Genomic DNA, 12,678 nt, shown 5'->3' on the forward strand with positions numbered 1-12,678 from the left:
GGCGCTGCGCGGGCATTGACGAGAAAGCTTGATTTACATCATTTGGAACATTTGCTGATTACAATTAGGATTTGCTCGGGCCAGGCGCAGTGGGGCGATGCCGACAATCGGGGCCGTGGACGGGAGTGTGGCAAGCACTCCCTTTTGCGCGGTCCGGGTTGGTGTCATACGAGATCCCACGCGTAGCACTGGCGACGATATCGAGCATCCAATTCAGGAGAAACAACCATGTCTTTGCCGCTGTCGTCTGAACAGAACACCTTGCGCATCATCCACGATGAGCACGGGAACCTGGCTTCCATCATTCGCGGCATGCAGTATTTCGTGCGCGAGATCGACCAGGGCAAGCATGCGCCGGATCTGAGGGTGTTTCGCGCCATGCTTTTCTATATCAATGAATTCCCGGATCGCATACATCATCCGAAAGAAGATCATCACCTGTTTGCGCGCCTGCGCGGGCGTAACGACGAGCTGGACGAGACCATTGCCGACCTGGAACGACAACACCGTAAAGGCACGGAGCTGGTGCATCGCCTGAACAATGCGCTGAGCCACTATGAGTTCATCGGTGCGACTGCATTCCCGGCGTTTCGTACCCTGGTTTCCGATTACGCCGGGTTCTATTTCAGCCACATGCGGCAGGAAGAGGAAATCATATTGCCGGCGGCTTCCCGGCTGCTGCAGGCGGAAGAATGGCAGGAAATCGAAACGGCGTTTGCCAGCAATCGCGACGCGTTGACCGGAGTCGACATGAAGGGCGACTTCGAAAAACTGTTCTCATTGATCGTCAACATCACGCCGGCGCCGATGGGCGTGGGCGATGCGCTGAAAGAGTGAACATCCGGTGCGCCCCGCCTTGAAAAAGGGCAGCCATGGCTGCCCTTTTTTGATTACGCTTGCCTGCGTGCCGATCTAATTCGGCGCCGCCTTGAGCTTAGCCGGTTCGTCCATCACCCGCATCGGCAGCAATGCCAGCTTCCTGGCGGCCAGCTTGCGCTCCAGGCTGCGTTGCAGATTGGCATAGCTGATGCGGCGCGGATCGAAGGCGACCGACAGCGCCGCCGATTCCAGCGAGACGCGTGTGCTGCCCTTGTCGATTCCCGCAATGTCGCGGGTGATGGCCTCTATTTCACGACGTGAATTCTCGCCCATCATCAGCGGGCCGTCGATGCCGAAAAAAGCGACCTGGTGCTTCTGGCTGAAGGCTTGGCTGGCGACCGCGTAGTCATACACGGCCGCCACCTTGTCCTCCACACAGTGGCCGCAGGCGCTGGCCGCCGAGGCGCACAGTGCCAGCAGGATTCCCGCTGCGCAGAAAACGGCGCGCATGGTCAGTGGCTGCCTTCCGCGCTGTGTATCACGCCTGGCGGCTGCGCGTCGACCCAGTGGAAGTACTTCAGATACTGGTCGATTTCAGTATCGCTCAAGTTCTGGTTCGGCATCGGAATATTGTTGTATTCCTTCAGCAGGGCCTTGGCGTCGGCATCGGTTTCCAGCATCTTCTCCGGCGATTTCAACCACTTCCTCAGCCATTCGTCGCTGCGCAGCTTGGTCACGCCGAGCAGGTCGGGGCCAAGTTTCTTGCCGCGCCCGATCGAGTGGCAGGCCAGGCATTTGCTCTCGAAATCGAGTTTGCCCTGGACCGCCGCCGGCTCGCTCGGTGTCGAAGTGGCCGGCATGTTGTGGTGTTCGAGGTCATTTTTATCCGCCGGTTTCGCGGTGCCGGCATCGACCAGGCCGATTGCCCCCTGCGAGGCATTGGCGAAGTGATGGTCGACCATGATGTACTGGCCGGCTTCCGGAATCATGAATTCGACGATCGCGCTGTTGGAGGACCCGAGCAGGACGGTTTGCATGCCGCGGAACTGATTGTCGGGATTGCCGTCCATCCAGACGCGATCGAAGATGGTGCCGACCACGTGGAAGCTGGAAGTCTTGCTGGGGCCGACGTTCAGCACGAACAGGCGTACGCGCTCGCCGGGCTTGGCCGGCAAGGGTTTCTTGACCATGCCGTTATGTTCGCCGTTGAACACTGTATAGCTGGGCAATGCCTTTTTCAGGTTGTCGCCATCCAGCACATACAGCGGCTGGCCGTCGACCTTACGCTTCTGCGGATCCGGCTTGACGTAAAACTCGCTCTGGGTCACCACGTATTCGCGATCGGCCTTGGTCGGGTAACCGGCGCGCGGCTCGACGATCAGCGCACCGTACATGCCCGAGGCGATATGCTCAAGGATCATTGGCGTGCCGCAATGGAACATGAACACGCCCGGGTAATTCAGCGTGAACTCGAATTCGATCGTCTGCCCGGGAGCAATCGAGCGGTATTTGTCCTGCGGAGACACCATCGCCGCGTGGAAATCCATCGAATGCATCATTGGTGCGGCGATAAACTGCACGCCGGGCATGACTTCGTCGCTGCGATTGGTCATGCTGAACTTGATCTTGTCGCCGACGCGGGCGCGGATGGTCGGTCCCGGCACCTGGTCGCCGAAGGTCCAGGCGCTGAACTTCACGCCGGGGGCGATTTCAATGATCTTGTGGGTGGTGTCCAGGCGTATCGTTTTTACCGGTGAGGGATCGAGCGGCTTCAATTCGCTGCCCATGCTGAGCGCGGCGCCTTCGGCAAACGGGCCGGTGTGGCGCTCCGAAGTGACTTTGGCCGGTGTCGGCTTCAGGTCCATCTTGCTGACGTCATATGGATCGTCCGCCGCAGCGGCGGGCTTCGGCGCACTCTGGTTGCACGCGGCCAGCAACAGCGCGGCCGTGCATAAGGCAAGGGCTTGGGTCACTCTGGATATGATCACTCGGTTCTCCTGATGGCGTGGATACGGAACTGCGAAGCGGCTGAATGTGACGAAATGCTGCATGTACATGTTACAGGATTGCAATCAAGCAAGGATTGCCACGGGCTGGAAAATATCGGCTGGATCGCGCTGCCACGAGCCGGCGAGAATGCAATATTGCCATCGGAATTTTGGCAGCAACCGGCAATATCGGAAGCCGATCCGGGTTCGCCGTGGACAACCCGAGTAAAATCCGGTATTTGATCAATCCGTATCGATATTCTTTTTGGAAGGAAATGGGCCGAGCAGCCGACTTCCAGCCGGATGCCAGGCTGGAGTTGCGCAAGCACGATCCGCCATGCCGCAGGCATGGGCCAGGCCCGCCACACATCATGTCCGACAATCAGCCCGCATCGACTCCCGCCAGCGCTCCCATGATTCGTTTTGAAGATTTTGGATTGTCCGCCGATATCTTGCGCGCGCTTGCAGAGCAGGGTTACGAGCACCCGACGCCAATCCAGGCCGAGGCGATCCCGGTGGTGTTGCAGGGGCGCGACGTGATGGGCGCGGCGCAAACCGGGACCGGCAAGACCGCCGGCTTTTCGCTGCCGATCATTCAATTGCTGCTGGCGCACGCCAGCCACAGCGCCTCGCCGGCGCGACACCCGGTGCGGGCGCTGATCCTGACGCCGACGCGCGAGCTGGCCGACCAGGTGGCCGACAACGTCAAGGCCTATTCGCGCCATACGCCGCTGCGCTCGACCGTGGTCTTCGGCGGCATGGACATGGCGCCGCAGACCGCCGCCTTGCGCGCCGGGGTGGAAATTTTGATCGCCACGCCAGGCCGCCTGCTGGATCACGTGCAGCAAAAAACACTGAACCTGTCGCAGACGCAGATCCTGGTGATGGACGAGGCCGATCGCATGCTGGACATGGGCTTTTTGCCCGATCTGCAGCGCATCATCAACCTGTTGCCGAAACAGCGACAGAACCTGATGTTTTCCGCGACCTTCTCCGGCGAAATCAAGAAGCTGGCGGCCAGCTTTCTCAACCAGCCGGTCACGATCGAGGTGGCACGCAGCAATGCCACCGCCGATACCGTCACGCAGGTGGTATACAAGGTCGACGAGTCGACCAAGCGCGATGCGGTGGTGCACCTGATCCGCGGGCGCGACCTGAAGCAGGTGCTGGTGTTTTCCAATACCAAGATCGGCGCCTCGCGCCTGGCGCGTCAACTGGAGCAGGAAGGTATCAAGGCGTCGGCAATCCACGGCGACAAGAGCCAGAGCGAACGCATGGCGGCGCTGGAGGCCTTCAAGCAGGGCAGCATCGACGTGCTGGTGGCGACCGACGTCGCCGCGCGCGGGCTGGACATTGCCGAACTGCCGTGCGTGATCAACTTCGACCTGCCCTACAACGCCGAGGATTATGTGCACCGCATCGGCCGCACCGGGCGCGCCGGCGCGTCCGGCGACGCCATCTCGCTGTATTCGGAGAAGGACGAGCGCTTGCTGGCCGATATCGAGAAGCTGATCAAGCACAAGTTTGCGCCGGCCGATTTGTCCGGCTTCGTGCCGCGCCCGGCGTCGGCGGCAGAACGGCACTCGTATCGCGACAGCCGCCATGGCCATGGCCATGGCCATTTGGCCGCCCGCCCGCCGGCGCCGGAACGCGCCGTCCGCGCGCCGGCGGCGCGCAAGGAAAAGATCGATCCGTGGTTCCTGAAGCCATACGAGCCGGCGGTCATCGCCGGCCCGGGTGTGGACAGCGTGCAACCGGTCGCGGTGAAATCCCCGGCCAAGCCGCAGAAAACCAAGATGGCGTTCCTGCTCGGCGGTTCCTCCAAGCGCTGACGCCGGCGCGGTTTCAGGCGGCCGTGGTTGCCGCCGCCTGCATGGTCAGGCGCCGGCACCACGCCGCCGGCGCGGCGCGCCAGAAGTCGTCCAGCGAGCGCACCGCTCCCGGCTCCAATTCCAAGCCCAGAAAATCGGCGGCCCGCAGCAGTTCGCGCAGCGGTTGCGCCAGATCGAGCGCCTGGGCGCCGGTCTGCTTCGACAGTTTGTCGCCGTCCGCATTGGCCACCAGCGGCACATGCAGGTAGCGCGGCGTCGGCAGCCCCAGCAGGCGCTGCAGGTAAATCTGGCGCGCGGTCGAATCCAGCAGATCGGCGCCGCGCACCACGTGCGTGATGCCCTGCGCGGCGTCGTCCACCACCACAGCCAACTGATAGGCCCAGATGCCGTCGGCGCGTTTCAGCACGAAATCGCCGACTTGCGCCGACAGGCATTGGCGCATCGGCCCCATCCAGCGGTCGTCGAACGCGATGCAGTCGTCCGCCGCGCCGGCATCCGGCACGCGCAGGCGCCAGGCGCGTGCCGTCCTGCCGGCTGCCAGGCCATGGCGGCAGGTGCCGGGATAGACTGCCGCGCCGTCGGCGGCCGTGCCGCTGTTGGTGCGCGAATCGGCGATTTCGCGCCGGCTGCAGGCGCAGGGATAGACCAGGCCCTGCAGCCGCGCCAGCGCCGCCTCGTAGAGCGCGTGGCGCCGGCTTTGCCACACCACTTCGCCGTCGTTCTGCATGCCGCACGCGGCCAGCGCTTGCAGGATCGCCTCGGCGGCGCCGGGAACCGTGCGCGGCGTGTCCAGGTCTTCGATGCGGATCAGCCATTGGCCATGATGCGCGCGGGCATCCAGATAGCTGGCCAGCGCCGCCACCAGCGATCCGGCATGCAGCGGACCGCTGGGAGAGGGTGCGAAACGGCCGATGTAGGGAAGAGCGGGCATACGATTTACCGGCTGCAATTATTCAAAATCCTGCAACGAATGATCGAGATTTCCAGGCTGCCGCCAAGCGGCGGCAAGGGTTATAGTGGTTCAGGCAAAAATATATCCCAATCAGGAGCAAGCAAATGATCGAACTGCGAAAAAGCGAAGCGCGCGGCCACGCTCAGCATGGCTGGCTGGATTCCTACCACAGCTTTTCCTTCGCCGATTACTACGACCCGCAGCACATGGGTTTCGGGCCGCTGCGCGTGATCAACGAAGACCGCGTCGCGCCCGGCACCGGTTTCGGCACGCATGGCCATCGCGACATGGAAATCATCACCTATGTGCTGGAAGGCGAACTGGCGCATAAGGACAGCATGGGCAACGGCAGCGTGATCCGCCCGGGCGACGTGCAGCGCATGAGCGCCGGGCGCGGCGTGCAGCATTCGGAATTCAATCATTCCGAGCAGAACGGTGTGCACCTGCTGCAAATCTGGATCCAGCCCAACGTGATCGGGATCGTGCCAAGCTACGAGGAAAAGAAATTTGACTGCGCGGAAAAAGAGGGGCGTCTGCGCCTGGTGGCATCGCCGGACGGCGTCGACGGTTCGGTCCGCATGCATCAGGATGCGCGGCTGTATGCCGGCCTGTTCGATGCCGGACAGGGCGTGCGCCTGGCGCTGGCGCCGGAGCGGCTGGCCTATGTGCATGCGGTGCGCGGCCAGGTGACGGTCAACGGCCAGCGCCTGGTGGCCGGCGATGCGGCCAAGCTCTCCGGCGAGGCCGAAGTGCGGATCGAGGATGGCGAGCGGGCGGAAGTGCTGGTGTTCGATTTGCCGGGTAGCGCGGGGTAGGCGGCCGAGCGGCTTTTTGTCTCACGCTGGCAACATACTCCTTTACATGACCGTTAATTCCGCCCGCAAAAAATATTAAAAGTCAACATACTCCTGTGTTTGTTGATTTGCGCCGGCTTGTGTTGAAGTCCCTGCGCAATGCGGGCAGGATTTCGCGGCGGCATGCAGCGGCGACAGTTGCTCACGCGGCGTCAGCGTCGCGCCGCAGGCGGCGCAGGGCAGCGGCGCGCCTGCGGGTTCCAGCGTCGGCTTCAGCGCCGTACGCTGGTCGAACACGAAGCAGTCGCCGTGGTAGTGGGCACCGCCGACTTCCTCGAAGTATTTCAGGATGCCCCCATCCAGTTGGTACACGCTGTCAAAGCCGCTGTTGCGCATGTGGATCGCGGCTTTTTCACAGCGGATGCCGCCGGTACAGAAGGTGACGATGGTCTTGCCGGCCAGTTGCTGCCGGTGCTGCGCCACGACGTCGGGGAAGTCGCTGAACTTGTCGATGCGGTAATCGATGGTGTTGGCGAAGGTGCCGACATCGACTTCGAAGGCGTTGCGGGTATCCATCATCACCACCGGCTGGCCGGCGTCGTCAAAGCCGCAATCGAGCCAGCGCTTCACGGTGCGGGCGTCGACTGCCGGTGCCCGCCCTTGCTCGGGCTGGATCTGCGGTCGCTTCATGGTGATGATTTCGGCTTTCAGCTTGACCAGCATGCGGCCGAACGGTTGCGTTTCCGAATGGCTTTCCTTGGTTGCCAGGTCGGCGAAGCGCGGATCGCTACGCAGCCAGGCCAGGAACTGGTCGATTTGCCCGCGCAAACCGGCAAGGAACAGGTTGATCCCTTCCGGGCTCAGCAGGATCGTGCCTTTTAGCTCAAGTTGATTACATAAAGCGAGGAATTGCGGGCGTTTTTCGATCGTATCGTCCAGGCTGACGAATTTGTAGGCGGCGATGTTGACGTACGGGAATAGGGGCGGATTCACTGCGATTTTCTCTAAGTCATTGATTCGTCGGTATTATAAACTTGCCGCCGCAGCCAATCCTTGGGGGCCCGTTCCGGCACGGTAAAATGACGGCCATGACTTCCCCGCAATTCGTTCACCTGCGCCTGCATTCCGAATATTCGATCGTCGATGGACTGGTGCGCATCGACGATGCGGTGCGCGCCGCCGCCGCCGACGGCCAGCCGGCGTTGGCCATCACCGACCTGGCCAACCTGTTCGGCATGGTCAAATTCTACAAGGCGGCGCGCGGCAAGGGCGTCAAGCCGATCGTCGGCTGCGATGCCTGGATCAGCAACGACGAAGACCGTGACAAGGCGTCGCGCCTGCTATTGCTGGTGAAAAATCGTGCCGGCTACCTGCAACTGTGCGAATTGCTGACCAAGGCATGGCTGACCAACCAGCATCGCGGGCGCGCCGAAATCCGCGCCGAATGGCTGGAAGACTTGCAGCGGCAAGGCGCTCCGAGCGGCTTGATCGCACTGTCGGGCGCGCAATTCGGCGACATCGGCATGGCGCTCGGCAATGGCAATATGGCCGCCGCCGAACGTTGCGCGCGGCGCTGGGCGGCGCTTTTCCCCGGGCATTTCTACATCGAGGTGCAGCGCGCCGGTCAGCCGGAAGCGGAACTGCGGCAGGCAGTCGCGCTGGCGGCGCAAGTTGGACTACCGGTGGTGGCGACGCATCCGGTGCAGTTCCTGAACGGCGAGGAATTCGCCGCGCACGAAGCGCGCACCTGCATTGCGGCCGGCGAGATCCTGGCCAATCCGCGCCGCACCAGACGTTTTAACGAGCAGCAATGCTTCAAGTCCCAGGCCGAGATGGCGGAATTGTTCGCCGATCTGCCAGCAGCCTTGCAAAACACGGTGGAAATCGCCAAGCGCTGCAACCTGACGCTGGAACTGGGTAAGCCGAAGCTGCCCGATTTCCCGACGCCCGAGGGCGTGACGATTGACGAGTTCCTGGTGCTGCAGTCGCACGAAGGCTTGGAACAGCGCCTGCTGCAACTGTATCCGGACCAAGAGGAACGCGAAAGGCAGCGGCCGCGCTACGAGGCGCGGCTGAAGTTCGAGACCGGCACCATCGTCAAGATGGGTTTCCCCGGCTACTTCCTGATCGTCGCCGACTTCATCCAGTGGGCCAAGAACAACGGCGTGCCGGTTGGTCCCGGCCGCGGTTCCGGCGCCGGTTCGCTGGTCGCCTATTCGCTGAAGATCACCGATCTCGATCCGCTTGAATACAACCTGCTGTTCGAGCGCTTCCTGAACCCGGAGCGGGTCTCGATGCCCGACTTCGATATCGACTTTTGTCAGGAAGGGCGCGACCGCGTGATCCAGTACGTCAAGGATCGCTATGGCAAGGATGCGGTGTCGCAGATCGCCACCTTCGGCACCATGGCGGCCAAGGGCGCGGTGCGCGATGTCGGTCGCGTGCTGGACATGAGCTACAACTTTTGCGACGGCATTTCCAAGCTGATTCCGTTCAAGCCGGGCAAGCTGGTGACGATTGCCGATGCGCTCAAGGAAGAGCCGCTGCTGGCGGAGCGCCAGGAAAACGAGGAAGAGGTGCGGCAACTGCTGGCGCTGGCGCAGCAGGTCGAGGGCATCACGCGCAGCGTCGGCATGCACGCCGGCGGCGTGCTGATCGCGCCCGGCAAGCTGACCGATTTTTGCCCACTGTACACCCAGGGCGGCGATTCCGGCGTGGTGTCGCAATACGACAAGGACGACGTCGAGGCGGTCGGCCTGGTCAAGTTCGACTTCCTGGGACTGACCACGCTGACGATCCTGGATCGCGCGGTGCGCTACATCCGCCAGCTGGATCCGGCCATGGCCGATTTCAGCCTGGAAAAACTGCCGCTGAACGACAAGGCGTCCTACGAGCTGCTGACCCAGGCCAAGACCGTCGCCGTGTTCCAGCTCGAAAGCCGCGGCATGCAGGGCATGCTGAAGGACGCCCGGCCGGATCGCTTCGAGGACATCATCGCGCTGGTGGCGCTGTACCGGCCGGGGCCGATGGACCTGATCCCGGATTTCTGCAAGCGCAAGCATGGCGAACGCTTTGAATATCCCGATCCGCGCACCGAGGGCATCCTGTCCGAAACCTACGGCATCATGGTGTATCAGGAGCAGGTGATGCAGATGGCGCAGGTGGTCGGCGGCTATTCGCTGGGCGGCGCCGATCTGCTGCGGCGCGCGATGGGCAAGAAAAAAGCGGAAGAGATGGCCGAGCACCGCCAGATTTTCCGCGACGGCGCCGCCAAGGACGGCCTGAGCCAGGAAAAGGCCGACGAGATTTTCGACTTGATGGAAAAGTTCGCCGGCTACGGCTTCAACAAGTCGCACGCGGCCGCCTACGCGCTGCTGTCGTACCACACCGCCTACCTGAAGGCGCATCATCCGGCGGCATTCATGGCGGCCAACTTGTCGCTGGCGATGGACGACACCGACAAGATCAAGATCCTGGTCGAGGATGCGCTCGACGTTTGCGGACTCTCCTTGCTGCCGCCCGACATCAACCTGTCCGATTACCGCTTCACGCCGGTCGGCGCAGCCGGCAAGAAAGCCACGCAAATCCGCTACGGCCTGGGCGCGGTCAAGGGTTCCGGCCAGGCTGCGATCGAGGCGATCATCGAGGCCAGGCGGGAAAAGCCGTTTACCGATCTGTTCGATTTCGCCAAACGCGTCGACAAGCGCCAGATCAACCGCCGCACGATCGAGTCGCTGATTCGCGCCGGTGCCTTCGACTGCTTCGGCGTTGACCGCGCGATCCTCTTGGCCAGTGTCGGGCGCGCGATGGAGGGTGCGGAACAGGCGGCGGCGGCGGCCAACCAGGTCAGCCTGTTCGGCGACGACAGCGAACTGGAGGCGACTCCGGAATACGTCAAGGTCGCGCCGTGGAGCGACAAGCAGAAGCTGACCGAAGAAAAGGCCGCGCTCGGTTTCTACCTGTCCGGTCACTTGTTCCATGCGTATGCGGAGGAAGCGCGCCGATTTGCCCGCACCAAGCTCTCTAGCCTGGAGCCGGCGCGCGACCCCAAACTGATCGCCGGTGTGATTACCGCGGTGCGCACCCAGATGACGCAGCGCGGCAAAATGGTGATCGTGACGCTGGACGACGCCAGCGCCACGGTCGACGTCACCGTCTACAACGAACTGTATGATGCCAACAAGCGCCTGTTCAAGGAAGATGAATTTCTGGCGGTGCAGGGCAAGGTGTCGGAAGACCGGTTTTTCGGCGGCCTGCGGATTACCGCCGACAAGGTGATGGATATCGCGCAGGCACGCGCCGCCTTCAGCAAGGGCTTGCGGCTGGTGCTGAACGGCCAGGCCGATGCCAAAAGGCTGCGCGAACTGATCCAGCCCCACCAGCAGGACCAAGCCGCGTGTCCGATCGTGCTGGAATATACCCGGGATGGAGCGGCCGGCGACATCCTGCTGTCCGACGCGTGGCGGGTACACGCCGACGAAGCCCTGTACCTGAAATTGTGCGAGTGGCTGCAGGCGGAAAATGTCCGGTTCGAGTATTGAGGACGCCGTGTCCATAGCCGCCCGCGATGCCGCCACCCGCAGCCAGGCCTTGCCGCTGAGCGTGATCATCATTACCCGCAACGAAGAATTGAACATCGCCGACTGCCTGGCGTCGCTGGCCGGCATCGCCAGCGAAATCGTGGTGGTCGACAGTGGCAGCGCCGACCGCACAGTGGCGCTGGCGCGCGCGGCTGGCGCCAGAGTCATCCAGACCGCGAGCTGGCCCGGTTTCGGCCCGCAAAAGAACGTCGCGCTGGATGCCGCCAGTTGCGACTGGGTGCTGTCGCTGGATGCCGACGAACGCCTTACGCCAGCCCTGCGCGAGCAGATCCGCGCGGCCTTGCGGACGGCCGCCTGGGACGGCTACGAAATGCCGCGCCTATCGTATTTCTGCGGCAAGCCGGTGCGGCATGGCGGCTGGTATCCGGACCATATCGTGCGCCTGGTGCGGCGCGGCACCGCGCGCTTTTCGGACCACCTGGTGCACGAGAGCCTGATCGCGCAGGGGCCTGTCGGCCGGCTCGGCGCGCCGCTGCTGCATTACAGCTATCGCACAATGGACGATGTGCGGCGCAAGGTCGACAGTTATTCGCTGGCCGGGGCGCGGCAACTACATGCGCGCGGCAAGCGCAGCAGCCGCATGCAAGCCGTGCTGCACGGCGCCTGGGCCTTTGTGCGCACTTACGTGTTCAAGCTCGGGGTGCTGGATGGCTCTACCGGCTGGCGCATCGCTTGCATGAACATGCGGGCCAGCTACCTGAAGTATGCGCGGCTGCTGGACTTGCAAAAAAATCGCTCCGGCTAGAAAAACCGGCGCTTGAGGGCGCTGCGCAAATGCGCGCCGCGCGCCGCCAGGCTGGTCTCGGGCTCCGGCAATACGATGCCTGCGGCAGGTTGACCGCGGCGCAGATAGTAGCGATCGAAGGTGGACTGGGTGATGCCCCATTTGTTCAGGAATTGGCGGCCGCCATTGTTCTTGACGATCTTGGCGGTGGTCTTCGACTGGAAATGGTAGACCAGCGCGTCGCCGACGCCGAGGAAGATGCGGCAACCGGCGTCCCACAGTTTCATCGCAAAGTCGTTGTCGCTACTCATGCCGGGCGACAGTTCGCTGCTGTAGCCGCCGACCTTGAACCACCAGTCGCGGTGCACCACGGTCGGCGGCCAGGTGGCCCCGTACCAGTCCGGCTTGGCCAGCGCCGGCAGGTTTTCCAGCAAACCCCGCTCGTCGAAGCCGGCCGGATCGCTGCCATAGTCGGCGACCGTCACGCATGGATTGCCGGAGCCGCGCGGCTCGATCATGGTGCCGGACAGCAGGAACAGGCTGGTATCCAGGGAGTCGATGCGCTCCCGCAGGCGGCGGTCCCAATCGGGGCAGCAGTACATGTCGTCGTTCAGATAGACGATGTAGTCATGTCGGGCCAGGGTAGCTGTCAGATTGACCGCGTGGCAAATGCCGATATTGGCCGGAGAATGGGTGTAGTCGAGTCCCTGCTGGCGCACCCAGTCCAGCGAGCCATCGCTGCCGTCGTTGACATGCACGATGATTTGCAGTGGAAGCGTCGAATTCTTGCGGATGCTGTCGACGCACAGCTTGAGGAATTCGAGATTGTTCCAGGTGGGCAGCAGGATGGAAAACATGATGTGGGAAGTTGGAGATGGTGGATAGCGGCCCGGCGCCGGATGGTGGCGGGCAGTGTGCATTGTCTAACGCGGCCCGCCTGTATGGCAATGAAATATAATGCGGCCTGA

10 protein-coding genes are annotated in these 12,678 nt (G+C 62.8%); 5 read left to right on the forward strand and 5 right to left on the reverse strand.

Annotated features, from left to right (window positions below):
• The first annotated feature begins 228 nt into the window (after positions 1-228).
• Positions 229-837, forward strand: a complete 609-nt coding sequence (locus ACK2VC_RS13155) for a hemerythrin domain-containing protein (protein ID WP_486730808.1) — start codon at positions 229-231, stop codon at positions 835-837.
• Positions 838-912: 75 nt separating this feature from the next.
• Here ACK2VC_RS13155 and ACK2VC_RS13160 read toward each other — a convergent pair whose 3' ends face one another.
• Together ACK2VC_RS13160 and ACK2VC_RS13165 are read right to left on the reverse strand one after the other, a co-directional pair.
• Entirely contained in the window at positions 913-1,329 is a 417-nt protein-coding gene (locus tag ACK2VC_RS13160; protein ID WP_486730809.1) for a hypothetical protein, read from the reverse strand.
• A gap of 2 nt (positions 1,330-1,331) precedes the next feature.
• Positions 1,332-2,807: a multicopper oxidase domain-containing protein gene (locus ACK2VC_RS13165; RefSeq protein ID WP_486730810.1), complete on the reverse strand. Its 1,476-nt coding sequence runs from the start codon at positions 2,805-2,807 to the stop codon at positions 1,332-1,334.
• A 371-nt stretch (positions 2,808-3,178) separates the two neighbouring features.
• Here ACK2VC_RS13165 and ACK2VC_RS13170 point away from each other — a divergent pair, with 371 nt between their 5' ends.
• The gene (locus ACK2VC_RS13170; protein WP_486730811.1) at positions 3,179-4,639 is read left to right on the forward strand and encodes a DEAD/DEAH box helicase; all 1,461 of its coding nucleotides are present in this window, start codon (positions 3,179-3,181) and stop codon (positions 4,637-4,639) included.
• A 13-nt stretch (positions 4,640-4,652) separates the two neighbouring features.
• Here ACK2VC_RS13170 and gluQRS read toward each other — a convergent pair whose 3' ends face one another.
• Complete coding sequence (gene gluQRS, locus ACK2VC_RS13175) at positions 4,653-5,570, reverse strand: tRNA glutamyl-Q(34) synthetase GluQRS (RefSeq protein ID WP_486730812.1); 918 nt, start codon at positions 5,568-5,570, stop codon at positions 4,653-4,655.
• Between the two features lie 125 nt (positions 5,571-5,695).
• Here gluQRS and ACK2VC_RS13180 point away from each other — a divergent pair, with 125 nt between their 5' ends.
• Positions 5,696-6,406, forward strand: a complete 711-nt coding sequence (locus ACK2VC_RS13180) for a pirin family protein (RefSeq protein ID WP_486730813.1) — start codon at positions 5,696-5,698, stop codon at positions 6,404-6,406.
• 75 nt (positions 6,407-6,481) lie between these two features.
• Here ACK2VC_RS13180 and ACK2VC_RS13185 read toward each other — a convergent pair whose 3' ends face one another.
• Positions 6,482-7,378: a sulfurtransferase gene (locus ACK2VC_RS13185; protein ID WP_486730814.1), complete on the reverse strand. Its 897-nt coding sequence runs from the start codon at positions 7,376-7,378 to the stop codon at positions 6,482-6,484.
• Positions 7,379-7,473: 95 nt separating this feature from the next.
• On the opposite strand from ACK2VC_RS13185, the gene dnaE reads away from it, so the two are divergent.
• Complete coding sequence (dnaE, locus tag ACK2VC_RS13190) at positions 7,474-10,926, forward strand: DNA polymerase III subunit alpha (protein ID WP_486730815.1); 3,453 nt, start codon at positions 7,474-7,476, stop codon at positions 10,924-10,926.
• A gap of 7 nt (positions 10,927-10,933) precedes the next feature.
• The gene (locus ACK2VC_RS13195) at positions 10,934-11,731 is read left to right on the forward strand and encodes a glycosyltransferase family 2 protein (protein WP_486730816.1); all 798 of its coding nucleotides are present in this window, start codon (positions 10,934-10,936) and stop codon (positions 11,729-11,731) included.
• Here ACK2VC_RS13195 and ACK2VC_RS13200 read toward each other — a convergent pair.
• Positions 11,728-12,567: a glycosyltransferase family 2 protein gene (locus ACK2VC_RS13200; RefSeq protein ID WP_486730817.1), complete on the reverse strand. Its 840-nt coding sequence runs from the start codon at positions 12,565-12,567 to the stop codon at positions 11,728-11,730. The genes ACK2VC_RS13195 and ACK2VC_RS13200 overlap by 4 nt on opposite strands.
• Between the last annotated feature and the right edge of the window lie 111 nt (positions 12,568-12,678).

Source organism: Herbaspirillum sp. WTB6 (genome assembly GCF_057457785.1).